Raw genomic sequence first — 25,517 nt, forward strand, 5'->3', positions numbered from 1 at the left:
ACGGGAGGGAGTTGAAAATGCCACTCAAAATCGTGATAATATCGGCAACTTTTAAGTACTGTTCGCATATTGGTGCGAACGGTACTCACAGTGGAAAGACAATGACAGACGACAACCTACACAAGCTCTCCCGTCGGTCGGTCGTGAAGGCAACTGGACTCGCTGGCGCGGCCGGGATGACGGGGCTGGCAGGCTGTACCGGCGACGGTGGCGACGGCAGCGACGGCGGCGACGGTGGGAACGGGAGCACCGACGGCGGCGACGGCGGCGACGGTGGCAGCGGCGGCGGCAACACCTTCGAGATCGTCCACTGGTGGACCGCCGGTGGCGAACAGGATGCGCTGGACGCCCTGCTGGAAGGGTTCCAAGAGCAGTACTCCGACATCGAGGTCGAGAACAACCCTGCACCGGGCGGTGCCGGCAGCGCACTCGACACGGTGATCAAGAACCGCGTCCTCAACCAGAACCCGCCCTCTACGTTCCAGATCTGGCCCGGCAAGGCGCTGTACCCCTACACCGAGGCTGATATCCTGAACGACATCAGCGACAGCGTCTGGAGCAACAACAACATGAAGGGCAACTACCTCCAGGGCGTCAAGGACGCGGCGAAAGCCGGCACCGACAACTTCGTCTCGGTCCCCATCAACATCCACCGACTGAACAACCTGTTCTACAACAAGTCGATCGTCGAGAGCGCGGGCGTCGATCCCACGAACATCGGCGATCCGAGCGCGCTGCTGGGCGCGATGGAGACGGTCGCACAGGAGACCGACGCGACGCCGATGGCCCACCAGACGCAGTCGCCGTGGTCGAGCGTCCAGCTGTGGGAGACGATACTCATCGGCGAGGCGGGCGTCGACACCTTCCAGACGTTCACCTCCGGCGACGTCGCGAGCGTCGAGAGCGAGGTCAAGAGCGCGCTCACGCGCGTCAAGGAGTACAGCAACCACTTCCCGCAGGACGCGGGGTCGATCTCGTGGGACCAGGGGAACTCGATGGTCGTCAACGGCGAGGCCGCGTTCATCCACCAGGGCGACTGGGCGGCCGGTCAGTACAACGCGGCCGACGGCTTCGAGTACGACTCCGACTGGGGGAACGTCGCGTTCCCCGGCACCGAGGGCGTCTACTCGCTCGTGATGGACTCGTTCGTCTTCCCGAAGAACAACCCGTCGCCGGACGCGACGACGAAGTTCCTCACCTACTGCGGGACGAAGGACGCACAGCGGCGGTTCAACACGAAGAAAGGGTCGATCCCGCCGCGGACGGACGTCTCGATGGACGAGTTCGGCCCGTTCCTGCAGGCACAGAGCGAGGACTTCGCGAACTCCGACAGCCAACCGGCGACGATCGGCCACGGCACTGCCGTCCGCCCCGAAGTCAAGAGCAACATCGAGGGCGCGTTCGCGAGCTTCCACGAATCCTACAACGTGAACAGCACGTACGACGAACTCGTCTCGGCGTTCGACGTATAGACCGTCACACATGCTTCGTTCTTTCTTCCGTGCGCTCGGTCGCAGTCGCGAGTCCGAGAGCGACGAGAGCCTCCGGACCGACGGCGGTGTCGCCGACCCCGCGATGGCGGGCGAGAGCGAGACGAGTTCCAGTTCGGTGCTCGACAGCGAGTTCGTCCAGTCGCTCCCCTTCTGGGGACCGCCCGCGCTCCTCGTCGGCCTGTTCGTCTACGGCGCCGTCGCGTGGAACGTCCTCATCTCGCTGACCGACTGGAGCGGACTCGGTCAGCCGGACTACGACCAGTTCGACCTCTCGGTGTACAGCCAGATGCTGAACGAACTGCTCGATACGGGGTCGAACTTCTTCGTCGCCACGCGCAACACGGTCGTCCTGCTCGTCGCGTTCACCGTCGTCACCCTCTTGTTAGGACTCTTGCTCGCGATCCTCGTCGATCAGGGCGTCCGCTTCGAGAACACGTTCCGGACCATCTACCTCCTGCCGATGAGCCTCTCGTTCGTCGTCACGGCCATCTTCTGGTCGTGGATGTACAACCCGAGCATCGGCCTCATCAACGAGACGCTCCGAACCGTCGGACTCGGAGCGTTCACGCAGAGCTGGATCTCCGATCCGCAGTTCAAACTCGGGGCGGTGATCTTCGCGCTGATGTGGCAGTTCTCCGGCTACGCGATGATCGTCTACCTCGCCGGACTGCAGGCCATCCCGACTGAGCAGTACGAGGCGGCCCGCACCGACGGCGCCTCGACGGTCCGGATGTACTGGCGCGTCATCGTTCCGCAGCTCCGGTCGTCAACGACCAGCGCCGCCGTCGTGCTGATGGTGTTCGCGCTGAAGGCGTTCGACTTCCTGTTCGTCATGTTCGGGCCGAACCCCGGTCCGTCGGCTGACATCCTCTCGGTGATGATGTTCCGCGAGGCGTTCATGTCGACCAACTGGGCGTACGGCTCCGGCATCGCGACGGTGCTTTTCGTGATGGCGCTGGGCGTCATCGCGCCGTATCTCTACCGGCAGTACCAGCGGGGTGAGCTATGAGTTCCGGGTCGTGGTCCGACAGCCTCACCCTGCGCCGTGCGAGCGTCTACGGCGTGCTCGCGGTGATGGTGGCGTTCTACCTCGCGCCGCTGGAGACGGGGTTGATGACGGCATTCAAGACCCAAAACGCGTTCTTTAGCACGACGCCGTTCGCCCCGCCGCCGGCCGACGGCGTGACGGCCCAACCGTGGGCCGAAGCGTTCGACCGCCTCTCGCCCGGTCTCGTCAACAGCCTCCTGTTCGCCGTCCCGGCGACGGTGCTGTCGGCGCTGTTCGGGTCGATGGCGGCCTACGGGATGACCAACCTGAACTGGAAGTATCAGGTCGGCGTGCTCTCGCTTTTCGTCGCCGGCGTGTTCATCCCCTATCAGTCCGTGTTGGTACCGCTGACCCGCTTCTGGGCGATGGTGGACGTGGCGGGACTGCTGACGTCGGTCGCGGGACTGCTGTCGTTCGTCCCGCTCGTTCCCGGACTCCTCTCGGCGGCGGCCGACCGCGCCGGTCTCATCGAACTCGGCGTGACACACGCCGCGTACGGTATCCCCATCTGTACCGTCCTGTTCCGCGGCTACTACCTCTCGCTGGACACCGAGATGCTGGAGGCCGCCCGGTTGGACGGTGCCACCCCGGCACGTATCTACCGGAAGATCGTCCTCCCGCTCTCGAAACCGATGTTCGCGGTCACGCTCATCTACCAGTTCACGAACATCTGGAACGACCTGCTGTTCGCGCTGGTGCTGGTGAACGACCCCGCGAACGCACCGATCACCATCGCGCTCAACACGTTGAAAGGGTCGATGGTCCAGGAGTACAACGTCCAGATGGCGGGCGCGTTCATCGCGGCGCTCCCGACGCTCGTCATCTACGTCCTGTTCGGCGAACAGTTCGCCAAAGGCGTCGCAGGTGAAACCTAATGGCACGACTCACACTCGACTCGGTCACGAAGCGGTTCGACGACGTCGTCGCGGTCGACGACGTCTCGATAGACATCGACGACGGGGAGTTCCTCGTCCTCGTCGGCCCCTCGGGCTGTGGTAAGTCCACAACCCTGCGGATGATCGCGGGGTTGGAGACCGTCACCGAGGGCGACATTCGACTCGGAGAGACCTCTATCGCGGGGAAGCGTCCGAAGGAGCGCGACATCGCGATGGTGTTCCAGTCGTACGCGCTCTACCCACACATGACCGTCCGGGAGAACATGTCGTTCGGCCTCGAGGAGTCGACGGACCTCTCGAAGGACGTCGTCCGCGAGCAGGTCGAGGAGGCCGCCGAGATGCTCGGCATCTCCGAACTGCTCGACCGCAAGCCCGGCGAACTCTCCGGTGGCCAGCAACAGCGCGTCGCGCTCGGCCGGGCCATCGTCCGCGAACCGGAGGTGTTCCTGATGGACGAACCGCTCTCCAACCTGGACGCCAAACTCCGCGCACAGATGCGGACGGAGCTCCAGCGCATCCAGGAGGACCTCGACACTACGACCGTCTACGTCACCCACGACCAGACCGAGGCGATGACGATGGGCGACCGCATCGCCATCCTCGACGACGGGCGACTCCAGCAGGTCGGCACGCCGCTCGAAGTGTACCACAAGCCCGCAAACCGCTTCGTCGGCGGGTTCATCGGCGAACCGTCGATGAACTTCTTCGAGATGGAGGTACAGGGCGACCGGTTGGTCAGGGTGTCGGGGAGCGACACCGACGGCTCGAGCGGGCAACGCCCGCGAGACGTCGAGGAGTTCGCCTACCCACTCTCCGAGGAGAGTCGCGAGGCCGTCGACGGCTCCACTCACGTCACGCTCGGCATCCGCCCCGAGGACGTCGCGGTGCGCGACGACGGCGGCGACGGCCCGCACGAGTTCGAGACGGTCGTCGACGTGGTCGAACCGATGGGCAACGAGAACACCGTCTACCTCGCCTTCTCGCCCGAACGCGAGCACTCGTTCGTCGCGACGGTCGGCGGGATGCGCTCGATCGAGCCGGGACAGCCGGCCGTCGCGCACATCCCCGAGTCGGCGATCCACCTGTTCGACGCGGAGACCGGTGTGGCGCTCAAGAACCGCTCGCTCGACGAACTCGAGTCGACCGAACCGCGGCTCTAGTCAGTCGGACGACTGCAACGCCGTCGCCGACGCCAGCGCCGCCTCACACGCACCGATCGGGTGATAGCCCGGTTCGACCGCCGGCCCCTCGTCGGTGTCGACGTACTCGTTCTCTTCGGTCAACTTCGTGTACCAGTTGCCACCGGGTGCGACGAGGTGCTCGGTCGCGTACGTCCAGAACCGGCCGTACCACTCTCGATACTGCTCTTCGCCCGTCGCGTCCGCGAGGACGGCCGCCGCGCCGATCGCCTCCGCGACCGGCCAGCCGTACTTGTCGGTGACGATGGGGTCGCCGTCGGGCGCGTGGGTGTAGTAGAACCCCCCGCGTTCCGCGTCCCAGCCGTCGTCGACGGCGGCGGCGAACAGCTCCTCGGCGCGGTCGAGCGGCCAGGCGGCGTCGACGTAGCCGTCGAGTTCGGTCAGCAGCTTCGCCCACTCGGCGTGGTGGCCGGGCTGGTAGCCCCACGGGCGGAACTGGTGGGATTTCTCCTCGACGTTGTACTCCATGTCGTGGGTCCAGTCGGCGTCGTAGTGCTCCCAGAGGCGACCGTCGGTCCGCTCGGCGAGGTCGACGGTGAGGCGACGGGCGATTCGTCGTGCCCGGTCGAGGTAGCGGTCGTCGTCGGTGGCCTCGTAGGCCGCGAGCTGTGCCTCACACATGTGCATGTTCGCGTTCTGCCCGCGGTACTGCTCGACCGGCCCCCAGTCGGCGTCGCGGTCGCTCCGGCAGAGCCCTTGCTCCGGTTCCCAGAAGTAGCGATCGACGAGGGTGAACGCGTCGTCGAGCGCCTCGCGCGCGCCGTCGACGCCGACGGTCGTCGCCTCCGCCAGCGCCAGGAGGACGAACGCGTGGCCGTACGTCGAGTAGTGGTCGTCGACGGGGTCGGTGCCGTCGAGCAGCCAGCGGTAGCCGCCGGTCTCGTCGTTCCGGTGGTGAGTGAGCAGGAAGTCGACGCCGTGTTCGGCCGCCGACCGCGTCCAGTCGGGGTCGCCGTCGCGGGCGGCGCGACAGAAGTTGACGACGAAGCGGCAGGTGGCGACGAGATGCTTCGCGTCGGGGTCGTACACCTCGCCGGTCCGTTCGTCCAACTGGGCGACGTAGCCGCCGCGCTCTTCGTCCATGCAGGTCGGATAGTAGAACTCCAAGACGTCCCGCCGGTGGCCGCGGAGCCACGTCGGGTCGCCGAAGTCGGGCGAACTGCGAGTCACGGTTCGAGGCGACGCGGGGGAGGGAGAAAACGATGGGGGACGGCGGGTGTGGTCCCCGAGCGTCGCCTGCACGAGACGACCGGCGTCCGCTACACGTGCTACGCGTGCTCCTCGTACTCCTCGGGCGTGTACGTCTTGATCTCCATCGCGTGGATGTCGGTCGTCATGTGGTCGCCGAGCGCGTCGTACACCATCTGGTGTTGCTGGACGAGGTTCTTCCCCGCGAAGGCGGGCGAGACGACGACGGCCGCGAAGTGGGCGTCCTCGTGGTTCTCGTCGGGACTGCGCGGCCGCGAGACGGTCGCCTCGGCGTCCTCGATACCGGCCTCGATGAGTCGTTCGATCTCCGAGAGGTCCATGTTCGGGGTGAGGGCCCCGGCCGATAAAAACGGGGCGGTGAGCGGGTCGCGCCTGAGAGACCGAACGCCGCCCGGACCGTCGGTCGCGAGGCGAGGCGAGCAGTTATCCGCCGGGCGTGCGCAGACGGCGACGTGTCCGACGTCGACGTCCCCGCCACGGTTCGGTCGTACCTGCTCTCGGAGCACGCGGACCTGCTGGCGACGGCGAGCGACTGCGCCGACGCCGTCGCCGCCGGGTGGGACGGCGGATCGACGACCGACCGCGACGCCGTGACGGGGCCGCTGACGGCGACGCTCCGCCGCGCGGGCGTGCTGGAACGGCTCCCTGCTGTCCTCGCCGGTGTTGTCGACGCCGCGGGCTACCGGTTACAGGCTGAGCCGGTCGCCGCACCGCCGTACGTCGTCGTCACCAGCACCGGACCGGTGTTGCGGGCGACGCTCGCGGACGGACGGCTGGTCGTCTCGCTCCGACTGTTCGCGGTCGAACGCGACGGCGGACGGCGCTACGTCCGCGGGCCGCGAGCCCCCGAGGACGTCGTCGACGTCGCGTTCCGGTGACGGACGCTCGGCCGTTCACGCTCACGTTCACGTCCAGCGGTCGAGCCCGGTCTGGACGAGCGACTCCTCGATGCGCTCGAAGCCGCGAGCGACCTCGTCGGGGTCGACCTCCCACTCCTCGGTGACGTAGGCTCTCGCCGCCTCGAGATCGGGGTCGATGTCGAGGTCGACGTCGTAGTCGTCGGTGACCGGTGGGTCCAAGAAGAGCTCGCGGATCCGGTCTGCGTGGTCCACGTGGAGGTTCCGCGCGTCGAGGACGCCCCAGAGGTCGCCGTGTTCCTTGACGGCCTTCAGCGCCGTCTTCGGCCCGATCCCCTTGATCCCCGGGTTGAAGTCGGTGCCGACGAGGATGGCGACGTCGACGAGCTGCTCGTAGGTGATGTCGTGTCGCTCGAGCGTCGCCTCGAGGTCCATCAGCTCGGGGTCGCCCTTGCTCGTCAGTTGCCGGAGCGTCAGCGGCGCGCCGAACAGGAGCGTGTCGTAGTCCTCGCTGCCGACGTAGTCCGCGTCGCCCGTCCGGGCCATGTACGAGGCCTGCGCTTCGCCCTCGGCGGGAGCCTCGATGTACGGGACGTCGAGTCGGTCGAGCAGGCCGCGAGTCGTCTCGTGGATGACGGCCGTCAGCCGTTGGGTCCGCGCTTCGAGTCGGGCGGCCTCGACGGCGTCGCCGCGCTCGCGGGCCTCTTCGAGTCGTCTCTCGGCTTTCTCCTTCTGCTCGCGGCGGGCCTCGACCTCGTCGTCTTTCAGCTCCGTCACGCCGCCGTCGAAGACGAAGATCGGCGTGATGTCGTGTTCGAAGAACTTGGGGAGCCCCTGGACGAGGCCGACGAGGTTGGCGACCTCCTCGCCGCCGCTCGTGGTGTACGTCTCGTCTCTGGTCCACTTGACCGTCGTCGTCAGATACCGGTAGAGCCAGTTGTGCGCGTCGACGGCGACGACGCTCCCGCCGAGCTCGTCGAACGAGACGTCCGAGATGGCCGCCAGATCGCGTAGGTCCGCGTTTCCCATTGAGTCCCCTTCGGGCGTGCCGTGCTTTAGTCTCCCGAGTCGTCGGGGTCGACGACGGGCGGCTCGACGTCGGCGACCGACGAGGGGTCGGGGTCGGTGATCGGTGGGTCGGCGTCGACGTCGGCGACCGACGAGGGGTCGGTGTCGCTCGCGGACGGCGACGCCACGTCGACGCCGACGGGGGGGTCGACGACGGCCGGCGGGTCCGTCCGCTCCTTCGCCGCGAGGAACGCGCGCTCCTCGTCGCTGAGGTCGCGTTCGCGGAAGACGTCGAGCCCACACTGGTAGGTCGGTCGGTCGCGCTCGCCGGGTCGTTCGAGGACGAGCTCGGCGAGTCCGGTCTGTCGACCGGTGTAGGCGAAGCCGGCTTTGTACATCGCCTGGTAGGCGAAGGGGTTGTTGACGGCGATGCGGAGCCGACGGTAACCGCGTTCTTCCGCCCGGTCCGCGACGAACGCCGCCAGTCGAGGGGCGAGCCCCTCGCCGCGGTGGTCCGCGTGGACCGTGACGTATCTGAGCCACAACACGCCGGAGTCCGTCCGGTCTTCGTTGAACGCGACGGCGGCGTAGATGCCGTCCTCGAAGACGGACGGGTCGACTGTCGGCGGGGTGTCGGCCGACGGAGCGGGGTCGGCCTCGTCGCTCGCGACGTCGGGGTCGCGAACCACCGCCTTCCCCGTCGTCGACATCACGAACTTCCCCGCGTAGCTGAACGTCCGGTAGTCGAGCCGGAGCGTCGGCTCGTCGTCGGGCCAGCCGAGCAGGGCGAACTCCATACCCCCGGTACTGGCTGGACGGTTAAGAGAGCAAGGCTTTGTATCGGGCGACACGACTGTCAATTATGCACGGTGTTGGCGACGTTCGATTCTTCGATCGGGTCGCGCGTCTCTACGACCTCGCGATGCCACCCGCCGAGCGGGGCGCACTACTCGACGGTCTCTCGCGGGCCGAACGCCCCGTCGAACACGTTCTCGACGTCGGCGGCGGCAGCGGACGGGCGGCGGCGACGCTGGATGCACCGGACCGGCAGGTGACCGTCGTCGACGTCTCGAGCGAGATGCTCGCGCACGCTCGCGGACGCGGACTCGACTGCGTGCGCGGCGACGCCCGGACGCTCCCCGTCGCCGACGGCGCCGTCGACGCCGTCACCATAGTCGACGCGTTCCACCACATGCCCGACCAGCGTGCCGTCCTCGCCGACGTGGATCGCGTGCTCGCTCCGGGTGGGGTAGTAGTGATCCGGGAGTTCGACCCGGAGACGCTCTTCGGCCGGGTGGTCGAGCGCGTCGAGGACGTCGTCGGGATGGGGTCGCTGTTCACGGGGCCGGACGACCTCGCGCGGGCGGTCGACCGAACCGGACTCGACGCACGGGTGCTCGACCGGGGGTTCGGGTACACCGTCGTGGGCGTGAAACAGGACAATAATTAGACCCCCACCGATAGGGAGGGTATGGCCAACTCGCAGAAGTCGTTCCTCGAGAAGCGCCTCGACGGCGACGCACTCCCGCTCGCAGTCGGAGACCTCGTCGTGCTCGTCGCACTGCTCACGTTCGGTGCCGTGAACCACCACACCACGGCGGTGCTCTCGATGCCGACGGAACTGGCGACGACCATCCTCCCGTTCCTCGCGACCTGGCTCGTCTTCGCGCCGCTCGTGGGTGCCTACTCGCCCGGGGCGGTGGAGTCGGCCAAGGCGGCCGTCCCGCTCGCCATCCGGTCGTGGATCCCGGCCGCCATCGTCGGTATCCCCGTCTGGTATCTGATGCCCGGCAACGCCACGACGCTCGTCGGGGCGGGCATCTTCGCGACCGTCCTCGTCGTCTTCGGGTCGGTCGGACTCGGCATCTGGCGAACGCTCTGGTTCAAACTCTCCTGATCGACTCGCCGCTCACGCGGCGGTCGTCCCCTTCTTCCGCGACAGCACCACGCCGATGAGCGACGCGGTCGCCGCGATGACGGCGAGCGTCACGAACAGCACGGGCGGCGACGCGTAGCTGAGGATCGTCCCGGCCATGACGCCGCCGAGCGCACCCACTCCGAACACGCCGACGTAGGTGAACCCGTAGGAGAGCCCGCGCGTTCCGGCGGGGGTGTACTCGGCGATGGCGGCCTGGTAGAGCGGCTGGACGACGAAGAGCGCGAAGCCGAGGACGGCCCCGACGAAGAGCAGCGGGCCGAACCCGGCGTTGGCGACGGGGAAGAACGCCAGCGCGAGCAGGGCGAGGCAGCCGAACGCGCCGGCGATGCCGTGCTCGACGGGGATGCGGTCGGTGAGTCGGCCGCCGACGTACTGACCGAGGACGCCGACCATGAGGATCCCCGAGTAGACGTAGTTCTCCGGATTGAGCGTCTGACTGCCGGAGCCACCGCCGACGACGCCGTCGAGACTCGCCGGCAGGAGCGCCGAGACCGAGACCGGTGCGAAGCCGGGGAGGTCGGCGAGGAGACCTGGGAGGAACGTCAGTACGCCGCGGTAGTAGAGTCCGGAACACATGGCGACGGTGAAGACGAGCGCGAACCGACCGGAGAACAGCCGTCGCGACTCGACGAACAGGTCCGAGAGCGACGAGACGCCGCTCGTCGCCTTCGACCCCCCGGACGACCGTTCGGTGTCGGTGGAGCCGTCAGTACCGTCAGTACCGTCAGTACCGTCAGCAGCGCCGGCACCGGCGTCGCCTCCGTCGGCGGCGACGGCCGCTCCCTCGTCGAACTCCGCGCGAGTGGCGTAGGCGGCGGCAACGAGGGCGGGCAGCGCGAGGAACCCCGCGACGGTCGTCCAGTCGAACACGAGAAGCAGCACCGCCGTCAGGAGCGGGCCGAGCCCGATGCCGACGTTGCCGGCGATGCCGTGGTAGGCGAACCCCGTCCCGCGCTCCTCGACGCCCTTGCTGATGAGCGCGAGGCCGGCCGGGTGGTAGACGCTCGCGGCCGCCCCCCAGAGCAGGAGGCCGACGGCGACGACGGCGAGCGACGGCGACAGCCACAGCAGGAGGAAGGAGCCGGCCATCCCGAGCAGACAGCCGCTGATGAGTCGTCGCGACCCGACGCGGTCGACGACGATGCCGCCGGGGAGCGCCCCCAGCCCGAACAGGGCGTAGCCGCCCGTGACGACGGCCCCGAGCGTCGCCTGGTTGACCGGGAACTGTGCGAGACCGAGGTCGATGACCTCGTACTGGTCGAGCCAGATGGTGATGAAGATGGGGATCGACAGCTCGTAGGTGTGGACCATCCCGTGAGCGAGCATCACGAGAGCGACGATCGCGCGGTCGTTCCGGTTCACTGGTGTGACTACTTCGTACGCGGAGAGTTAACCCTACGGTCCGCGGAAGCCATGGTATGTGAACTCACGGCACGAAAACCCGGAGACGGCGGCGAGATTTGCCACCGTTTTCGTGCCAATTTCATTCTCTCTGAGATACAGAAAATCGCCGGGAAGAGCCGGTTCTACGGCCTCTATATCCCTATAACTTATGAGATGGTTACTAGAATTTGGCTCAGAGAATACGGGTCAGCTACGGGAAAGAATTATATACGTGCTATCCATACTTTGTATTGTATTATGACCGGATATTATGATTATGTGCTTGGGGTCATCCCACTCGCGCTGCTCGGTATCACGACTGCACTCAGCATCGTGGGCTTCCCCTTGACGATGGCTGTGCCCGCTGGCGCCAGCGTGGCAGCGTTGGTCATCGGACACGCACTCTTCGTAAACGGTCCGGTGAGCCCGACCCCACAGCGGCAGACACCGCAACCGCAGTCGCCGCCGGTCAACGCCGACTGAGTCGGTAGCCGCTTTCCGCCGCCCGCAGTATTTTGGTTCTGGGTTTCGTCCGTCGACGCATGACGGAGACGCTGTTTCTGACGAGCGAGGACGTCGCAGGGTTGGCGACGCCCGCCGAGTACGTCGACGCCGTCCGCGAGGGATACCGCCAGCGCGGGCAGGGTGCCCCGGCCGAACCGCGGACCAAACTCGCCAACGACGACCCCAAGGGGATGTTGACCACCTACGCCGCCGTCCTCCCCGACACGGGAGCGATGGGCGGTTACATGTACGACGCCGGGTTCGGCGCCCGCGACGCCTGGTTCGTGACGCCGCTGTTCGACGCCGACTCCGGCGAACCGCGCGCACTGCTCGACGGCGCGAGCATGAACCCCTTCAAGACGGGTGCAGCGGGGGCCGTCGGGGTCGACGCGCTCGCCCGCGAGGACGCCGAGTCGGTCGCCGTCGTCGGCAGCGGGGCACAGGCCCGCGGCCAGCTCCGCGCCATCGACGCGGTCCGGGACCTCGACACCGTCTGGGTCTACTCGCCGACGAAGGAACACCGCGAGGAGTTCGCCGGCGAGATGAACACCCGACTCGACGCGAGCGTCGCCGCCGTCGCCTCCAGCGCGGCCGCCATCGAGGGCGCCGACGTCGTCGTCACCGCGACGACGGCCAGCGAACCGGTGTTCGACGGCGAGTCGCTCGAACCGGGGACGCACGTCACGGCGATGGGGCAGTACGACCCCGAGAAACGCGAACTCGACGCGACGACGATCGAACGCTCGACGTACGTCATCGACCTCCGGGCGCGGGCGACCCGCGACGCCGGGTCGTTCATCCACGCCGTCGAGGAGGGCGTCGTCGACGAGGACCACGTCCACGCCGAACTCGGCGAGGTCGTCGCGGGACACGTGGAGGGTCGGACGGACGACGAGGAGATCACCGTCTTCGACAGCGGCGGGACGGGGATCGAGACCGTCGCCGCCGCGCAGTTGCTCTACGAGAAGGCGGTCGAGCAAGGGTTGGGGCAAACGCTCGAGTTCGCGCCGGCGAGCGAGGCGCTCACCGGCGAGTAGGTCGCGAGCGAGAGCGGCGAACGTCCGGCCGGTCGGGTCGCGAACGGACGACCGCTGCCGGTAGTTTCACCTCGAATCCGTCCCTGTCTCGGCTATGCAACTCCACTGGCACCGTCGCGACCTCCGAGCGGCCGACAACCGGGCGCTCGCGACGGCGGCGGACGCCGAACCCGTCGTCCCGCTCTTCGTGTTCGACGACGACGTGCTGGCCCACGCCGGTCCGCCGCGGGTCCGGTTCATGTTGGACGCGCTCGCCGAACTCCGGGAGTGGTACCGCGAGCGGGACAGCGACCTGCTGGTCGCCCGCGGCGACCCCCGCGAGGTAGTTCCGCGGGTCGCGAGCGACCACGACGTCGACCGCGTCGTCTGGAACAGAGACTACAGCGGCCTCGCTCGCCGTCGCGACGCCGCCGTCAGGCGGGCGCTCGACGACGCCGGCGTCGACCGGACGGCCGTCCACGACGCCATCCTCCACGAACCGGGGTCGATCACGACGAACGCGGGCGACCCCTACTCGGTCTACAGCTACTTCTGGAAGAAGTGGCGCGACCGGGAGAAGGCCGACCCCTACGACGCGCCCGACGCGGACCGACTCGCCGACGTCTCGGGCGGCGACCTCCCGACGATCGACGAGTTGGGGTTCGAGGAACCCGACGCCGAGCCGCAGTCGGCCGGCACCGACGCCGCCCGCGACCGACTCGAAGCGTTCTGCGAGGACGCCATCTACCGCTACGACGAGGACCGCGACTACCCGACGCGGGACGGCACCTCCCGACTCTCGACGGACCTCAAGTTCGGCACCGTCGGCATCCGCGAGGTGTACCGCGCGACCGAGGCGGCGAAGGCCGCAGTCGCGGACGACGAGGAGGGTGGAGTCGAGAGCGACGACGGCGACGGGGGTGGAGTCGAGAGCGACGACGGCGACGAGACGACGAACGACGCGGTCGACTCCGTCGAGGAGTTCCAGTCACAGCTCGCTTGGCGGGAGTTCTTCGCGCACGTCCTCTTCTTCAACCCCGAGGTGGTCACACGGAACTACAAGGAGTACGAACGCGACATCGAGTGGCGAGACGACGACGACGAGTTGCAGGCGTGGAAGGACGGCGAGACGGGGTACCCCATCGTCGACGCCGGGATGCGACAGTTGAAACAGGAGGCGTACATCCACAACCGGGTTCGGATGATCGTCGCGTCGTTTCTGACGAAGGACCTGCTCCTCGATTGGCGGGCGGGCTACGCCCACTTCCGAGAGTTCCTCGCCGACCACGACACCGCGAACGACAACGGTGGGTGGCAGTGGGCCGCCTCGACGGGGACCGACGCCCAACCCTACTTCCGCATCTTCAACCCGATGACGCAGGGCGAACGCTACGACCCCGACGCCGAGTACATCGGACGGTACGTCCCCGAACTCCGCGACGTCGACGCCGACACCGTCCACGAGTGGCACGAACTGTCCGACGAGGAGCGCGATCGTGTCGCCCCGGACTACCCCGCACCCATCCTCGACCACGGCGAGCGGCGCGAACGGGCGCTGTCGATGTTCGAGCGGGCACGCGGCAACGACGAGGAGTGACGAGAGAGGGTCACACGACCGACACAACCAAACCGGCGGCCCGCGAGTCGTGGGGTATGCGACAGCCCTCTCGTCTCGTGCTCGGCATCGTCCTCGGTCTGTTCGTCGGCGTCGCCGTCGGCGGTGTCGGTGCGAGCCTCGTCGACCCGCTGTTCGGGTCGCCCAACTCGACGACGCCGGAGGGACCGGATCCGGCCGACCCGCCGCGGTCGCTCGCGACCGGAACTGGCTGTCTCCCCGCGAACGACACCGACACCGGGTGGGCCCACGAGGTCGCCTCGGGGACGTCGCGGACGTTCACGGCGAACCTGAGCGTGGGTCACGCTCCCAACGAGACGGTGAACGTCTCGTTCGAGGCGTCTCAGCCCGGATCGTACGTCCTCACGGTCGACGTCGTCGACGACGGGAAAGACGGGTCGCCGGACTGCCCGACGGGGAGCACCGTCGAGTTCGCCGCCTCGCTGCCGACCGAGTACGAGCGCGTCGAGATCGTCGTCGACGGACGAACCGTCGAGACCGTCGCGAACGACGGCGACACGACCGCCGACCTCTGGACGTTCGCGTGGAACGGGACGGCCTGACGTCGTCGTCACCGGCTCTCGGCTCGCTCTCGTCCACTTTCTGCGACTGCAACTCGTGCACCGGTTTCATTGCAGTGGGCCCTGACTGTCGTCACCGTGACTCTCCAGACGACGCGCCGGTCGTTCGCCGCAGCGACGACAGTCGCGCTGACAGGTCTCGCCGGCTGTACGAGTCGGTTCGGGACGGGAGACGAGACGGCAACGTCGGTCCCGGTTCACTGGGAGACGACAACCTCGGCACACGGGATCGAACTCGACGACACGCCCGTCATCGGATCGCTGGACGCGCCGATCGTGCTCTACTACTGGACCGACTATCTCTGTCCGTTCTGCCGACAGTTCGAGCAGGAGACGCTCCCGAAACTCCTCGAGAACGAAGTCAGAGACGGCACACTCCGAGTCGTGGCGCTCCAGTTTCCGAACATCGGCGACAACTCGATGGTGGCAGCGACGATGGACAAGTGCGTCTGGCGACAGGTCCGCGAGTCGACGCCCAAGACGTATCTCGACTGGCACACCGCCGTCTTCGACGCCCAGGAGGAACCGAACTCCGGGTGGGCCGACAGAGACGACCTGCTCGACGTCGCGCGCGACGTCGACGGCGTGTCGGTCGACGGCGTCGAGAACTGCCTGCGGACGCAGGGCGAGGCGGTTCGAGAGCGCGTCGGGACCGAGGTCGAACGCGCGACCGAGCGTCGCCTGCGGGGGACGCCTGGGTTCGTGCTGCATCACCCCGAGAAGGGCGTCGCTGGCAAACTCGCGGGCGCACAGCCGTACTCGCGGTTCGAAGAGGCGATGCGTCGGATTCGGAGCGTCTGACGGTCAGCGGGGTTCCAGCCGACTACGACAACTCCCATCAGTGGTACAGCGAGTACGAGATGAACCCCATCCCGGCGAGGACGAACCCGGTCCGGAAGAACCCCGTGTGAAGCAGGTTCGGGAGGTACGTGTTCAGCAGCGAGCAGTCCATCACCCCGCCGAGACTGATGCAGACGAACCCGACCGAGATGTAGAGCATCGTCCGACTCTGGTTCCGGCGGTAGCCCCGGTAGGCCTGATAGGCGATGAAGAAGCCGAGCGCGATGACGAGCAGGTTGGCCGCGACGAGCGCGGTACTCATTCGTCTCCCCCCCGGATGTCCTCCCAGACGCGCGTAAAGCGGTCTGCGGCGTCAGATTGCTGTGTGATAGTCACGTCTATCTCTCCGTTGTCGATGTCGATGTCGATGTGTTCGACCGCCGCCTCGTACGTCGTGTAGTGGTTTCCCGCCGGGTCGAGTTCGGTCCCCTCGACCACGAGTCCCTGTTCGACCAGGTCGTCGACGCGGCGGTAGACGGTCGGTAACGAGGCGTCACAGACGTCAGCGAGTTCCCGCGCCGACATCGCGTCCCGACTGGTCGCCGTGAGGATCGCCCGGGCGTACTCGTCGTGGAGTAACCGGAACACGGCAGTGTCGTCGGGGTCGTCACTCACAATAGGGCTCACGCGCCGGGGGTTGAAACGTTGCCGGGTCTTTTCCGAGCCAGAAAACGCCGACCACTCGTTATAACCGTCGTCGGAGAAGGGGGCCGTATGTCGCGGAGAACACGTCGAGCGCTGTTGCGCGGAACTGCGGTCGCAGCTATCGCTGGACTCGCAGGCTGTAGCTCTGCCGGGTCGACCGGATCACCGACCGAGGACGGAGAGGCGAACGGAACGGCCACACCCGCATCCGGGTCGACCGGGTCGCCGTCGACCGCAGAGCCCACCTCGGAGTCGACTGCGACGCCCGAACAGACGACAGTCTCCTCGGAACCCGTCACGCCGTCGTTGCACGCCGCCTCTGAGACGACCGGGTTCGACGTCGACCTCGCCGGGGTCCCGATCGTCGGCTCCGCCGACGCCACGATGAATCTCTACTACTGGAGCGACTACCAGTGTCCGTTCTGTCAGAAGTTCGAACAGCGGACGCTCCCGAAGCTCGTGCGGACGCACGTCCAGGAGGGTCGGATCCGCATCCCGCTGCTCCAGTTCCCCAACATCGGCGAGAACTCGATGGCCCTGTCGACGATGGCTCGGTGCGTCTGGCGACAGACGCGTGAGAACCAACCCGAGGCGTTCTGGAACTGGCACGCGACGGTGTTCGAAGAACAGGGGTTCCCCAACGGCGACTGGTCGAAGCAGTCGAACATGCTGGAGTTGACGCGGGAGGTCGACGGCGTCGACGCCGACGCCGTCGACACCTGCATGCAGGAGAACGGCGACGCCATCGCCTCGAAGATCGAGGCGGAACGGAGTCGTGGGAAGAAGGCCGGACTCGACGGAACGCCCTCGTTCGTCCTCTACAACCCCGAGACGGACAGATCCACCGACCTCCAGGGTGCACAGCCGTACTCGCGGTTCGACAGTAAGATCCGATCGCTGCTGGAGTGACTATGTCGGGACAGACCGCAACAGCGAGTTGGCGGGGCCGACTCGAACGGTTCGGTTCACAGCTCGTCGCGGCGCTGACGTACCCGTTCTCGTCCGTCCCGCGACTGGTCGCGACGCTCGTCCTCGCCGTCGCCACCTTCGTGCTTCTGATCCTGAGCACCTTTCCGACGTACACGATGCAGATGCTCGGTGCGGGCGTCCAGCGCTATCTGGTGCAGGCGTTCGTCGACCTGTTCGAGACGACCTACCAGTCGGTCGGCGTGTTCGGCGTCGGACTCATCGTCGCCTACGCCGTCCTCACCGGCGTCGCGCTGGTCAACGCCGCCGCACAGCTCCAGGTCGCCGGCGTCTCCAGCCTCTCGGATCTGACAGGCGTCGTCCCCGGCCTCCTCGCCTCGGGCTGTGCGAGCTGTGGTGCGGGGCTACTCGGCTTCCTCGGGTTCACCGGCGCGCTCGCGGCGATGCCGTTCCACGGCGACCTGCTCCGCGTGGGCGGGCTCCTGCTGCTCCTGTTCTTCCTCGGGCGGGCGGGCGACCCGCGGCAGTGCCGGCTGACCTGATCCGAGCCACTTCGACTCGACCGAAGGCTCTTCTCACCACCTCGCGAAGGAGATCCATGACGACCGACGTCGCTATCCTGCTGTACGACGGCTTCGACGAACTCGACGCGGTCGGCCCCTACGAGGTGTTTCAGACCGCAGTCGCCGTCGACGCCGACCTCTCGACGCGACTCGTCACGCTCGACGATCGCGAGCGGGTGACTGCGAGCCACGGCCTGCGCGTCGAACCCGACGGGTCGTTGGACCCCGACGTCGACCGCCCCGACGTCCTCGTCGTCCCCGGCGGCGGGTGGAACACCCGAAACGAGACGGGGGCGTGGGCCGAGGCCGAGCGCGGCGTCGTCCCGGACGCGCTCGCGACGTTCCACGAGACGGGCACGACGGTCGCTGCCGTCTGTACCGGCGGGATGTTGGTGGCGCGGGCAGGGTTGACCGACGGCCGACCGGCGGTCACCCACGCGAGCGCCGTCGACGATCTCCGAGCGACGGGGGCCGACGTGGTCGACGCCCGCGTCGTCGACGACGGCGACCTCCTCACCGCGGGCGGGGTCACGTCGGGGCTCGACCTCGCGCTCCACCTCGTCGAGCGACTCGTCGGTGCGGAGACGGCCGACCGAGTCGCGACCGAGATCGAGTACGACCGGCGGTTCGACGTCCACACGGGAGGACGATAACGCCGGACGGAGGCGGGGCGTGTGGCGTGGTAACAGCTGACTCCTCAAGCTTTAACAGGATTCCGCGCAACTCTCCTTCCGGAGGAATTATCATGAGTTACGAACTGGACCCACTGCCGTACGAGTACGACGCGCTGGAACCGGACATCTCCGAGCAGGTGCTGACGTGGCACCACGACACCCACCATCAGGGCTACGTCAACGGCTGGAACTCTGCGGAGGAGACGCTCGAGGAGAACCGCGAGAGCGGCGAGTTCGGCTCCTCGCCCGGTGCGATCCGCAACGTCACCCACAACGGCTGTGGCCACATCCTCCACGACCTGTTCTGGCAGAACATGTCCCCGGAGGGTGGCGACGAACCCTCGGGTGACCTCGCCGACCGCATCGAGGAGGACTTCGGCTCCTACGACGCCTGGAAGGGCGAGTTCGAGGCCGCCGCGGGCAACGCCGGCGGCTGGGCGCTGTTGGTCTACGACAGCTTCTCGAACCAACTGCGCAACGTCGTCGTCGACAAGCACGACCAGGGCGCACTGTGGGGCAGCCATCCCATCCTCGCACTCGACGTCTGGGAACACTCGTACTACTACGACTACGGCCCGGACCGCGGCGAGTTCGTCGACGCGTTCTTCAACGTCGTCGACTGGGAAGAGCCCTCTAGCCGCTACCAGCAGGCTCTCGAACTCTTCGAGTAAGTCGAGAACCGGTCGCCTCGGCGACCGGAGATCCAGCGATTTTTTGCGGGAACTGCGCTACTGAGCGTCGCCGTCGGAACCGTCGTTCGGCACGAACTCCGCCACCGAGTGGTCCTCGAACGTCGTCTGTAGCTCCCCCGAGAGCGTCGCGAAGTCGTAGCCGCTCTCTCGGTGGTCGAAGCTCGCGATGACGCCGACGCGGCCGTCGTCGTCCGCGAAGAAGGTCCGGAACAGTTCGAACGACGAGAACCCTCGTACCGTGTAGTTGTAGTCGGCGTAGTAGAGCGACTCGTAGGTGTCGCGCGTGATGTAGCCGTAGCGTTCGTTGTCGATGAACCCCGCGACGTCACAGTTGTCGAGGCGGTTCTCGACGTCGTCCCGCGTGTAGAGTTTCTGGTGTGTCCACTGGTCGAACACCCAGACATCGCGCAGTGCCCCCTCGCCGAACGACCGGAAAGTCGCGACGAGAGCCTCCGTCGCGTCGCCCATACACCACCCTCAGAGCCACGAGTGATAACGGTTGTTGTGCGAACCTAAACTATTTATATTGATGTATCGTGGGCGGAACGACCCACGAACAGTAGGCCTTTCCCGAGGACGGGCGTATCGGGGCGTATGCCGAGGCCGAAAGACGACTTCGAGGAGTTGTACCCGTGTGACTTCTACACCGCCGAGGAGCTACTCGACGACGACCTGATGTACAGCGTGTACGAGATCGCACGGTTGTTGCAGGGACTCGACGCCGACGCCGAACTCGACGTGAGCACCGAGGAGATCCTCCTCGACTGGGCGATCCCGTGGATCATGCGGAACGCCGACGACCTCGTCGTCGCCGAGCCGCCGAGCGACGAGGAACCGGGCTACTACGGGCTGAAAACCGACGACTGAGCGGATTGCACGAGAGCGGGCGACCGCTCAGTAGAGTCGCGCCGCCTGTCCCGCCAGTTCGATGTCCCGGTAGGGGTGGTCGACGACGCTCGGTCCGTGGCCGACGTGGAGCTCCTGTAGCGTCTCGTCGACCGCCGTGAGCAGGCGGTCGATACTCTGAACGAGGAGATCGCGGTCGCCCTCTTCGAGATCTGTGCGCCCGAAGCCGCCGTTCTGAAACACGAGATCGCCCGCGAACAGGATCTCCCCGTCCGTCGAGAGGAAGCAGAGATGGTCGTTCTTGTGACCGGGCGTGTGGAGCGCGCGGAAGGTACGAGAACCCATCGCCAACTCCTCCTCGTCGGCGACGGCGTGGTCGACGGCCGGGTGGTCGGGGTCGAACCCCCAGACGTCGACGTCGAACGCCTCACGGACGGCGTCGACGTTGCCGACGTGGTCCGGGTGGGCGTGCGTGAGCACGACCGCGTCGAGGCCGTCGACGTGGTCTCGGAGACGAGAGACGGCGTCGAAGTTCGCGCCGGTGTCGACGAGGACGGTTCGGTCGCCGGCGACGAGGAAGGCGTTGCTCGTGAACGCCTGGACGCCCTGTGCGATGTTGCGGATCATACGGTCGATACACGGTGGGCCTATTTCGCTCTTGTCCGAGTGGTCGGGCGAGGTCGCCGTCGCAAGCAGACAGAGTTTTGCGGCCATGGGCGGCTTGCCTTCGTATGGACGTCCGTCTACTCGAAGCCACGCCGAACCCGGAGGAACTCATCTGCCGAGGTGCCCGCAACGACTACATGAGCGAGTTCAACCCCGACCTGTCGTTCGAAGAGACGATGGCGTCGGTCGAGGGCGACACGCTCGAAGAGAAGAAGCGGACGCTCATCGACCACCTGATGACGCACGGTCACTTCGGTCCGTTCGAGCATCCGAGCGTCACGTTCGCGGTGAAGGGCGTCAGTCGCGCCTGCATGGCGCAGCTCACGCGTCACCGACACGTCAGTTTCGACGTCCAGTCGATGCGCTACGTCTCCTTCGACGACGTCGACCCCGAGCGCGTCGCCGAGGGGGAGATGGTCGTCACGCCGCCCTCCGCGACGGACCCCGACTGGATCGGCCGCAACCAGAAGGGCGGCGCCGTCGACGAGGAGACGATCGAGAGACGTGAACAGGTGTTCCGGCAGTCGGTGAAACGGTCGGTCGAGGACTACCAGGAACTGATCGACCTCGGGATGCCGCCGGAGGACGCCCGGTTCGTCCTCCCGATCGGCTCGAAGGTGAACATCGTCATGTCGATGAACGTCCGGATGCTGATGCACGTCGCCGACATGCGGGCGGCCGCCGACGCCCAGTGGGAGATCCGCGAGATGACGGAACAGCTGCTCGACCTCGCCGCGGAGTGGTGTCCGGTGACGTTCGACTACTACGACGAGGAGATGCGGAACCGGAAGAACCGGCTGGCTCCCTGAGCGCGTCGACGGCCGGTCTCACAGAGATACAAGGAGGAAGCCCATGACTTTAGTCATGGGTGGAATCCGACAACAGACTGCTAATCCACCGACGATGGCAGGCTGACTCCCAAGCGTATATAATAGGACCCCTCGTATGTGAAGTCACGATGGAGGTTAAACGAACTATTCCTGTCAAACTCGATGTACCCGACGAGCGACGGGATGACCTTCATCAGACCATCGACCAGTTCAATCGCGCCTGTAACTACACCGTCGAACACGGTCGCAACGGCGACGGCTACCTCATTCTCAACAAGTCGAAGATACACGACAAAGTGTACTACAACCTACGTGGCGAGACAGACTTGCCTGCGAACCTCTGTGTTCGTGCGTACTCAAAAGCCGTCGAAGCGATGAAGTCCACAGTTGCTGAGTGGAAGAAAGGTAACAGCCGACCACTTCCACGCTTCAAGCAACCGTCTGCCGTCTACGACAAGCGCACGCTGACTATCAAAGACAGGTCGGCCACGCTTTCGACTATCAACGGCAGAGTCGCAGTCGAATATGTCATCGGGGACTACCAACGGTCGTACCTCGATAACGACGACTACGAGAGACGAATGGGGACGTTGCACTACCGCGAAGACGACGATTCGTTCTACCTCCACATCGTTCTGCTAAAAGAAGTGGAAGAACGTGGTGGTGACCGCGTGATGGGCGTCGATTTGAACTTGAAGAACGTCGCCGTGACCAGCACGGGATGCTTCTTCGATGGTGGTGAACTACTGTGGGGACAGAACCATTACTTCCGAGTCCGCCGTAGCCTCCAAGACAAAGGCACTCGTTCCGCGAAGCAAGCACTCACGCGACTGTCGGGACGAGAAAACCGCTTCGTCTTGGACCGCTTGCACACCATTTCTCGGCGTCTCGTTGAAGAGGCTCGGTCCCACGACTGTTCGTACATTGCCGTCGAAAATCTGACACACATTCGAAACCGAATGGAAAACGGAAACGACCGTATCAAACGCCAAATGCACCAATGGGCGTTTCGAGAACTGCAAGAACTACTCGCGTACAAGGCTGCCGAGTACGACATTCGAGTTGAGCAGATACCGCCTGCGTTTACGAGTCAGACGTGCTCTCGGTGCGGCCACCAATCGAGTACGAATCGAGACTCGAAGACAGGGTGGTTCGAGTGCAACGAATGTGGTCAACAATACGACGGCGACTACAACGCATCCAAGAACATTGGTCTGCGACTACTAACTGTACCTGAGGGCAAACGTCCCTCGGGGTTGGGCGACGGTCATCTCGCCCTCAAGAGCGGGACAGTGAACCTGAATGGCGATTACACCGCCTACGACATTGCGTCGTCAGAAGGGGAGTCCCACGCTCAAGCCCACGACTTTAGTCGTGGGTAGATGACTCCCGGTCGACGTACCAGGTGGCGAGCTCGACGCAGGCGAGACCGAGGGCAACGCCGACGACGACGTCGGTCGCCCAGTGGATGCCGAGGTACATCGTCGCGAGCGTGATACTCACCGCGAAGAGCGTCGCGACGGCGAGCCAGATGGGATACTCCTCTCGCGTCTGCCAGGCGAGCGCCGCAGCCGTGACGGACAGCGAGGTGTGCAACGAGGGGAAGACGTTCGTGTTCGTGTTGACCTTGCTCGTTAGAATCTGTGTCTGCGGATACGTCGAGTAGAGCAGCGGGTCGACGAGGTCCGGGATGAGGTTCCGTGGCCCGTAGGAGATGAAGAGCGCGTACAACAGCAGCCCGATCGAGTAGTTGAGTGCGTAGGCCAGCGCAGTGCGTTTCAGCGGTCGCAAGTCTTGGAGCGCGAGATACGCCAGAAACGGGAAGATCAACAGGAAGACGTAGCCGACGACGTAGACGAAGGAGAAGTACGCCGTGAGTCCCGGCGTCGCCACTGACTGGATGTCGGCGACGGTCGCCCCCTCGAGCGAGTAGATGTACGAGGTGACGTTCAACCCGATGAGCCACGAGACCTCGGGGACGACGTCTCTGATGAACTTGTTGACGACGAGCACGCCGACCAGGAGCGCGAGGTACGGGAGCGCCTCACGGAGGCGCGGTCGCTTCTCTCGCCAGAGCGTCCGGAGGCGGGTCGGACCGATGACGACGGCGCTCGTCAGCCCCAACAGGATCGAGACGCTGAGGAGCACCTGCACCAGCAACACCGCGAGCGTCGACAGCGAATCCAGCTCAACCACTCAGCAGTCTCCCGTTCTTCGTGTACCGATAGCCGATGTTCTCGAACTCGCTGCGGGCCGCCTCGACGTCGAGTTCCCCATCGGAGCCGTGGAAGGGAAGTTCAGGGTCCTGCTCGCCCCAGCGCAACCCTGCGGGGACGCCGCCGCCGTTTCCGAGCGGTGACGACGCGGGCGACGCGTAGCCACGGAACACGTCGTCGACGATGAACGGTTTGTCGATGAGGCGGGCGATCGCTCTCCGGAACCGTGGGTTGCTGAGCGGTGCCTGCCGGACGTTGTAGCCGACGTGGTAGAATCCGGAGGACTGCGAGACGTGCAGCGAGAGCTGGTCGTTTCGGCCGATGGCGGAGACGTCCTCGGGGAGGAGCGTCGACGCCGTCGCGTCCGCCTCCCCGCGCTGCAGGAGTTCGACCGCGGCACCGCTCGACGGGACGAGCGCGAACTCCAGTCGGTCGAACGTGGGGAGGTGGAACCCCCCGGTCGGACTGCCGACGTCGTCGCGAGCGAGGAAGTGGTCTTCGTACGGTTCGAGCACGACCGACTGTTTGACGCTCGAAGAGACGAACCGGAACGGGCCGCTCCCGACCGGGTTCGGGTTGTTCCAGACGAGCGCCTTGGTGACGGCGCTGTCGGTGTTCAGACTCGAACCCATCGCCCGCCCCGTCTGTTGCTCCCAGACGTGCTCGGGGAGGATGGGGACGGTGAAGACGCGTCTGGCAACCGGTTCGGCGACCGGACCGAACTCGATGCGGACGTCCCGCTCGGAGGTCGCCTCGACGGACTCGACGAGCGACGTCAACCCGCGGAACCGCGGGGAGGGGACGGCAGTCGACAGGTTGCCCATCGACGTATCCTGCAGGAACTCGAAGGTGAAGGCGACGTCGTCGGCTGTCAGCGGCGTGTCGTCGTGCCACCGAAGGCCCTCGCGGAGTCGGAGCCGACTGACGAGCCTGTCGCTCCCCTCGGTCGTCATCTCGAACGACTCCGCCAGCCACGGGACGACGTCGCCGTCGACGTACCGCCCCGGTGAGTCGTACATGAGCGACGTGATCTGCTCCGGGCCCCGGAACTCGATGGCCAGCGGGTTCAGGTTCTCCGTCGGACGGGAGTCCGTGAGCGTCGTCCGGAACGTCGTCGGTTCCGACTCCGTCTCGGTGTCGGTCGTCCGCGTCTCGTTCGCCGACGACGACGTCTGCGAGGTGGCGGTGGCGTTCGACGTGGCGTCCGCCGTCTCGACGTCCTCACGTTCGGAGAGCGAGAGATACCACGGGACCGAGTTGATCGGCAGGTCGTCGCGTCCCGCGTACCGGTCGTCGCGAGTCGCCCTGATCGACTCGGGGAAGCCGACGACGGAGAACGGTTGGTTTCGGACCAACGTCCGTTGGATCGCCTTCAGTGTCTCGGTTCGGGCGGCACCAGTCTGTCTCGTCTGCCGTTCGAGTCGGTCGTCCAGTTCGAGGTTGGCGTAGCCGAACGGGTTCTGCCAGCCGATCTCGACGTCGAACATCGAGTGGGTGAACGGGCGGAGGAAGTCGGGGTCGCGGTGTCCCGGATGCTGGGCGACGTAGATGTCGAACGAGTGGTTGAGGAGGACGTCGCGGAGCAGTTCCTCGCGACTCATGGGGACGACCTTGGCGTCGATCCCCACCTGCTGGAGGTTCGTCACGAGGAACCGCGCGATGCGGGTCGCACGGGGGTCGTCGTCGGCCGGGACCGTCTTGACCGACAGCGAGATCTGATCAGGGGTGTCGCGTCCGGCCGTCGACTGGATCGACCGGAGGCAGCCGCTCGTCGCACCGACGCCGAGCGTGGCGAGCACCGCACGGCGAGTCAAGCGAGGAGTGTGGTTGTCGTCTTCACGTGTCATTTGGAGATGAGTACCGTCGCAGG

At 66.2% G+C, this 25,517-nt stretch carries 30 protein-coding genes; 19 read left to right on the forward strand and 11 right to left on the reverse strand.

What is annotated here, in order from left to right; genetic code table 11:
* The first annotated feature begins 101 nt into the window (after positions 1-101).
* From EOHIBHHM_RS15030 to EOHIBHHM_RS15045, 4 genes are read left to right on the forward strand one after another with little or no spacing between them, the layout of a single operon-like run.
* Positions 102-1,472, forward strand: a complete 1,371-nt coding sequence (locus EOHIBHHM_RS15030) for an ABC transporter substrate-binding protein (RefSeq protein WP_497251970.1) — start codon at positions 102-104, stop codon at positions 1,470-1,472.
* A gap of 10 nt (positions 1,473-1,482) precedes the next feature.
* A complete protein-coding gene (locus tag EOHIBHHM_RS15035) occupies positions 1,483-2,502 on the forward strand; it encodes a carbohydrate ABC transporter permease (protein ID WP_497251972.1) in 1,020 nt (339 codons plus the stop codon).
* Positions 2,499-3,416, forward strand: coding sequence for a carbohydrate ABC transporter permease (locus EOHIBHHM_RS15040; protein ID WP_497251974.1), 918 nt, complete (start codon positions 2,499-2,501; stop codon positions 3,414-3,416). Before EOHIBHHM_RS15035 ends, EOHIBHHM_RS15040 begins: the two co-directional genes overlap by 4 nt.
* Positions 3,416-4,597, forward strand: a complete 1,182-nt coding sequence (locus tag EOHIBHHM_RS15045; protein WP_497251976.1) for an ABC transporter ATP-binding protein — start codon at positions 3,416-3,418, stop codon at positions 4,595-4,597. Before EOHIBHHM_RS15040 ends, EOHIBHHM_RS15045 begins: the two co-directional genes overlap by 1 nt.
* Here EOHIBHHM_RS15045 and EOHIBHHM_RS15050 read toward each other — a convergent pair whose 3' ends face one another.
* Positions 4,598-5,806 (reverse strand): AGE family epimerase/isomerase, encoded by a 1,209-nt coding sequence (locus EOHIBHHM_RS15050; RefSeq protein ID WP_497251978.1) that lies wholly within the window; start codon positions 5,804-5,806, stop codon positions 4,598-4,600.
* 98 nt (positions 5,807-5,904) lie between these two features.
* A complete protein-coding gene (locus EOHIBHHM_RS15055; RefSeq protein WP_089823846.1) occupies positions 5,905-6,165 on the reverse strand; it encodes a BolA family protein in 261 nt (86 codons plus the stop codon).
* Positions 6,166-6,297: 132 nt separating this feature from the next.
* On the opposite strand from EOHIBHHM_RS15055, the gene EOHIBHHM_RS15060 reads away from it, so the two are divergent.
* Positions 6,298-6,723, forward strand: coding sequence for a DUF7988 family protein (locus tag EOHIBHHM_RS15060; RefSeq protein ID WP_497251980.1), 426 nt, complete (start codon positions 6,298-6,300; stop codon positions 6,721-6,723).
* A gap of 27 nt (positions 6,724-6,750) precedes the next feature.
* On the opposite strand, the gene fen is transcribed toward EOHIBHHM_RS15060, so the two are convergent.
* Together fen and EOHIBHHM_RS15070 are read right to left on the reverse strand one after the other, a co-directional pair.
* Entirely contained in the window at positions 6,751-7,731 is a 981-nt protein-coding gene (gene fen, locus EOHIBHHM_RS15065; RefSeq protein WP_497251982.1) for a flap endonuclease-1, read from the reverse strand.
* A 26-nt stretch (positions 7,732-7,757) separates the two neighbouring features.
* The gene (locus EOHIBHHM_RS15070) at positions 7,758-8,507 is read right to left on the reverse strand and encodes a GNAT family N-acetyltransferase (protein ID WP_497251984.1); all 750 of its coding nucleotides are present in this window, start codon (positions 8,505-8,507) and stop codon (positions 7,758-7,760) included.
* A gap of 65 nt (positions 8,508-8,572) precedes the next feature.
* On the opposite strand from EOHIBHHM_RS15070, the gene EOHIBHHM_RS15075 reads away from it, so the two are divergent.
* Complete coding sequence (locus EOHIBHHM_RS15075) at positions 8,573-9,160, forward strand: class I SAM-dependent methyltransferase (RefSeq protein WP_497251986.1); 588 nt, start codon at positions 8,573-8,575, stop codon at positions 9,158-9,160.
* Between the two features lie 21 nt (positions 9,161-9,181).
* Positions 9,182-9,607, forward strand: a complete 426-nt coding sequence (locus EOHIBHHM_RS15080; RefSeq protein ID WP_497251988.1) for a DUF3054 domain-containing protein — start codon at positions 9,182-9,184, stop codon at positions 9,605-9,607.
* A 12-nt stretch (positions 9,608-9,619) separates the two neighbouring features.
* On the opposite strand, the gene EOHIBHHM_RS15085 is transcribed toward EOHIBHHM_RS15080, so the two are convergent.
* Positions 9,620-11,011, reverse strand: coding sequence for an MFS transporter (locus EOHIBHHM_RS15085; protein ID WP_497251990.1), 1,392 nt, complete (start codon positions 11,009-11,011; stop codon positions 9,620-9,622).
* Positions 11,012-11,290: 279 nt separating this feature from the next.
* Between EOHIBHHM_RS15085 and EOHIBHHM_RS15090 the strand changes: the two genes are divergently transcribed.
* The 5 genes from EOHIBHHM_RS15090 to EOHIBHHM_RS15110 all read left to right on the forward strand — a co-directional run bounded on the left by EOHIBHHM_RS15090 (position 11,291) and on the right by EOHIBHHM_RS15110 (position 15,549).
* Positions 11,291-11,515 carry a DUF8015 family protein gene (locus tag EOHIBHHM_RS15090; RefSeq protein ID WP_497257018.1) on the forward strand — a complete coding sequence of 75 codons (225 nt, stop codon included), beginning with the start codon at positions 11,291-11,293 and terminating at the stop codon, positions 11,513-11,515.
* Positions 11,516-11,574: 59 nt separating this feature from the next.
* Positions 11,575-12,573: an ornithine cyclodeaminase family protein gene (locus EOHIBHHM_RS15095; RefSeq protein ID WP_497251992.1), complete on the forward strand. Its 999-nt coding sequence runs from the start codon at positions 11,575-11,577 to the stop codon at positions 12,571-12,573.
* Positions 12,574-12,667: 94 nt separating this feature from the next.
* Entirely contained in the window at positions 12,668-14,149 is a 1,482-nt protein-coding gene (locus EOHIBHHM_RS15100; protein WP_497251994.1) for a cryptochrome/photolyase family protein, read from the forward strand.
* Positions 14,150-14,205: 56 nt separating this feature from the next.
* Positions 14,206-14,730, forward strand: coding sequence for a hypothetical protein (locus tag EOHIBHHM_RS15105; RefSeq protein WP_497251996.1), 525 nt, complete (start codon positions 14,206-14,208; stop codon positions 14,728-14,730).
* Positions 14,731-14,826: 96 nt separating this feature from the next.
* Positions 14,827-15,549: a DsbA family protein gene (locus EOHIBHHM_RS15110; RefSeq protein WP_497251998.1), complete on the forward strand. Its 723-nt coding sequence runs from the start codon at positions 14,827-14,829 to the stop codon at positions 15,547-15,549.
* 37 nt (positions 15,550-15,586) lie between these two features.
* On the opposite strand, the gene EOHIBHHM_RS15115 is transcribed toward EOHIBHHM_RS15110, so the two are convergent.
* Positions 15,587-15,850 carry a DUF7521 family protein gene (locus EOHIBHHM_RS15115; RefSeq protein WP_089823870.1) on the reverse strand — a complete coding sequence of 88 codons (264 nt, stop codon included), beginning with the start codon at positions 15,848-15,850 and terminating at the stop codon, positions 15,587-15,589.
* Complete coding sequence (locus tag EOHIBHHM_RS15120; RefSeq protein WP_497252000.1) at positions 15,847-16,203, reverse strand: ArsR/SmtB family transcription factor; 357 nt, start codon at positions 16,201-16,203, stop codon at positions 15,847-15,849. Before EOHIBHHM_RS15120 ends, EOHIBHHM_RS15115 begins: the two co-directional genes overlap by 4 nt.
* Before the next feature lie 99 nt (positions 16,204-16,302).
* On the opposite strand from EOHIBHHM_RS15120, the gene EOHIBHHM_RS15125 reads away from it, so the two are divergent.
* The 4 genes from EOHIBHHM_RS15125 (at position 16,303) to sod (ending at position 19,068) form a co-directional block, all read left to right on the forward strand.
* Positions 16,303-17,142: a DsbA family protein gene (locus EOHIBHHM_RS15125; protein ID WP_497252002.1), complete on the forward strand. Its 840-nt coding sequence runs from the start codon at positions 16,303-16,305 to the stop codon at positions 17,140-17,142.
* A gap of 2 nt (positions 17,143-17,144) precedes the next feature.
* Positions 17,145-17,702, forward strand: a complete 558-nt coding sequence (locus EOHIBHHM_RS15130; RefSeq protein ID WP_497252004.1) for a hypothetical protein — start codon at positions 17,145-17,147, stop codon at positions 17,700-17,702.
* A 56-nt stretch (positions 17,703-17,758) separates the two neighbouring features.
* Entirely contained in the window at positions 17,759-18,376 is a 618-nt protein-coding gene (locus EOHIBHHM_RS15135; protein ID WP_497252006.1) for a DJ-1/PfpI family protein, read from the forward strand.
* A 92-nt stretch (positions 18,377-18,468) separates the two neighbouring features.
* Positions 18,469-19,068 carry a superoxide dismutase [Mn] gene (sod, locus tag EOHIBHHM_RS15140; RefSeq protein WP_497252008.1) on the forward strand — a complete coding sequence of 200 codons (600 nt, stop codon included), beginning with the start codon at positions 18,469-18,471 and terminating at the stop codon, positions 19,066-19,068.
* A gap of 57 nt (positions 19,069-19,125) precedes the next feature.
* On the opposite strand, the gene EOHIBHHM_RS15145 is transcribed toward sod, so the two are convergent.
* Positions 19,126-19,557, reverse strand: a complete 432-nt coding sequence (locus EOHIBHHM_RS15145; RefSeq protein ID WP_497252010.1) for a DUF7522 family protein — start codon at positions 19,555-19,557, stop codon at positions 19,126-19,128.
* A gap of 126 nt (positions 19,558-19,683) precedes the next feature.
* On the opposite strand from EOHIBHHM_RS15145, the gene EOHIBHHM_RS15150 reads away from it, so the two are divergent.
* Entirely contained in the window at positions 19,684-19,956 is a 273-nt protein-coding gene (locus tag EOHIBHHM_RS15150) for a DUF5827 family protein (protein ID WP_497252012.1), read from the forward strand.
* A 27-nt stretch (positions 19,957-19,983) separates the two neighbouring features.
* On the opposite strand, the gene EOHIBHHM_RS15155 is transcribed toward EOHIBHHM_RS15150, so the two are convergent.
* Positions 19,984-20,562 carry an MBL fold metallo-hydrolase gene (locus EOHIBHHM_RS15155; RefSeq protein WP_497252014.1) on the reverse strand — a complete coding sequence of 193 codons (579 nt, stop codon included), beginning with the start codon at positions 20,560-20,562 and terminating at the stop codon, positions 19,984-19,986.
* Positions 20,563-20,666: 104 nt separating this feature from the next.
* Between EOHIBHHM_RS15155 and thyX the strand changes: the two genes are divergently transcribed.
* On the forward strand, positions 20,667-21,410 hold the full coding sequence (gene thyX, locus EOHIBHHM_RS15160) for an FAD-dependent thymidylate synthase (protein WP_497252016.1): 744 nt from the start codon (positions 20,667-20,669) through the stop codon (positions 21,408-21,410).
* A 149-nt stretch (positions 21,411-21,559) separates the two neighbouring features.
* Positions 21,560-22,813 carry an RNA-guided endonuclease InsQ/TnpB family protein gene (locus EOHIBHHM_RS15165; RefSeq protein ID WP_497252018.1) on the forward strand — a complete coding sequence of 418 codons (1,254 nt, stop codon included), beginning with the start codon at positions 21,560-21,562 and terminating at the stop codon, positions 22,811-22,813.
* On the opposite strand, the gene EOHIBHHM_RS15170 is transcribed toward EOHIBHHM_RS15165, so the two are convergent.
* The gene (locus tag EOHIBHHM_RS15170) at positions 22,800-23,627 is read right to left on the reverse strand and encodes a phosphatase PAP2 family protein (protein ID WP_497252020.1); all 828 of its coding nucleotides are present in this window, start codon (positions 23,625-23,627) and stop codon (positions 22,800-22,802) included. The two genes, EOHIBHHM_RS15165 and EOHIBHHM_RS15170, sit on opposite strands and share 14 nt — an antisense overlap.
* Positions 23,620-25,494: an ABC transporter substrate-binding protein gene (locus EOHIBHHM_RS15175; protein ID WP_497252022.1), complete on the reverse strand. Its 1,875-nt coding sequence runs from the start codon at positions 25,492-25,494 to the stop codon at positions 23,620-23,622. The genes EOHIBHHM_RS15170 and EOHIBHHM_RS15175 overlap by 8 nt, the downstream gene beginning before the upstream one ends.
* Between the last annotated feature and the right edge of the window lie 23 nt (positions 25,495-25,517).

The sequence above is a fragment of the Halogranum roseipondis genome, from assembly GCF_059695585.1.

What these genes read in the sequence shown, in the direction of transcription:
- EOHIBHHM_RS15030 (WP_497251970.1), top strand. Translation starts at nt 102, where the DNA reads ATGACAGACGACAACCTACACAAGCTCTCCCGTCGGTCGGTCGTGAAG.
- EOHIBHHM_RS15035 (WP_497251972.1), top strand. Translation starts at nt 1,483, where the DNA reads ATGCTTCGTTCTTTCTTCCGTGCGCTCGGTCGCAGTCGCGAGTCCGAG.
- EOHIBHHM_RS15040 (WP_497251974.1), top strand. Translation starts at nt 2,499, where the DNA reads ATGAGTTCCGGGTCGTGGTCCGACAGCCTCACCCTGCGCCGTGCGAGC.
- EOHIBHHM_RS15045 (WP_497251976.1), top strand. Translation starts at nt 3,416, where the DNA reads ATGGCACGACTCACACTCGACTCGGTCACGAAGCGGTTCGACGACGTC.
- EOHIBHHM_RS15055 (WP_089823846.1), bottom strand. Translation starts at nt 6,165, where the DNA reads ATGGACCTCTCGGAGATCGAACGACTCATCGAGGCCGGTATCGAGGAC.
- fen (WP_497251982.1), bottom strand. Translation starts at nt 7,731, where the DNA reads ATGGGAAACGCGGACCTACGCGATCTGGCGGCCATCTCGGACGTCTCG.
- EOHIBHHM_RS15070 (WP_497251984.1), bottom strand. Translation starts at nt 8,507, where the DNA reads ATGGAGTTCGCCCTGCTCGGCTGGCCCGACGACGAGCCGACGCTCCGG.
- EOHIBHHM_RS15075 (WP_497251986.1), top strand. Translation starts at nt 8,573, where the DNA reads ATGCACGGTGTTGGCGACGTTCGATTCTTCGATCGGGTCGCGCGTCTC.
- EOHIBHHM_RS15080 (WP_497251988.1), top strand. Translation starts at nt 9,182, where the DNA reads ATGGCCAACTCGCAGAAGTCGTTCCTCGAGAAGCGCCTCGACGGCGAC.
- EOHIBHHM_RS15090 (WP_497257018.1), top strand. Translation starts at nt 11,291, where the DNA reads ATGACCGGATATTATGATTATGTGCTTGGGGTCATCCCACTCGCGCTG.
- EOHIBHHM_RS15095 (WP_497251992.1), top strand. Translation starts at nt 11,575, where the DNA reads ATGACGGAGACGCTGTTTCTGACGAGCGAGGACGTCGCAGGGTTGGCG.
- EOHIBHHM_RS15100 (WP_497251994.1), top strand. Translation starts at nt 12,668, where the DNA reads ATGCAACTCCACTGGCACCGTCGCGACCTCCGAGCGGCCGACAACCGG.
- EOHIBHHM_RS15105 (WP_497251996.1), top strand. Translation starts at nt 14,206, where the DNA reads ATGCGACAGCCCTCTCGTCTCGTGCTCGGCATCGTCCTCGGTCTGTTC.
- EOHIBHHM_RS15115 (WP_089823870.1), bottom strand. Translation starts at nt 15,850, where the DNA reads ATGAGTACCGCGCTCGTCGCGGCCAACCTGCTCGTCATCGCGCTCGGC.
- EOHIBHHM_RS15125 (WP_497252002.1), top strand. Translation starts at nt 16,303, where the DNA reads ATGTCGCGGAGAACACGTCGAGCGCTGTTGCGCGGAACTGCGGTCGCA.
- EOHIBHHM_RS15130 (WP_497252004.1), top strand. Translation starts at nt 17,145, where the DNA reads ATGTCGGGACAGACCGCAACAGCGAGTTGGCGGGGCCGACTCGAACGG.
- EOHIBHHM_RS15135 (WP_497252006.1), top strand. Translation starts at nt 17,759, where the DNA reads ATGACGACCGACGTCGCTATCCTGCTGTACGACGGCTTCGACGAACTC.
- sod (WP_497252008.1), top strand. Translation starts at nt 18,469, where the DNA reads ATGAGTTACGAACTGGACCCACTGCCGTACGAGTACGACGCGCTGGAA.
- EOHIBHHM_RS15145 (WP_497252010.1), bottom strand. Translation starts at nt 19,557, where the DNA reads ATGGGCGACGCGACGGAGGCTCTCGTCGCGACTTTCCGGTCGTTCGGC.
- EOHIBHHM_RS15150 (WP_497252012.1), top strand. Translation starts at nt 19,684, where the DNA reads ATGCCGAGGCCGAAAGACGACTTCGAGGAGTTGTACCCGTGTGACTTC.
- EOHIBHHM_RS15155 (WP_497252014.1), bottom strand. Translation starts at nt 20,562, where the DNA reads ATGATCCGCAACATCGCACAGGGCGTCCAGGCGTTCACGAGCAACGCC.
- thyX (WP_497252016.1), top strand. Translation starts at nt 20,667, where the DNA reads ATGGACGTCCGTCTACTCGAAGCCACGCCGAACCCGGAGGAACTCATC.
- EOHIBHHM_RS15165 (WP_497252018.1), top strand. Translation starts at nt 21,560, where the DNA reads ATGGAGGTTAAACGAACTATTCCTGTCAAACTCGATGTACCCGACGAG.
- EOHIBHHM_RS15175 (WP_497252022.1), bottom strand. Translation starts at nt 25,494, where the DNA reads ATGACACGTGAAGACGACAACCACACTCCTCGCTTGACTCGCCGTGCG.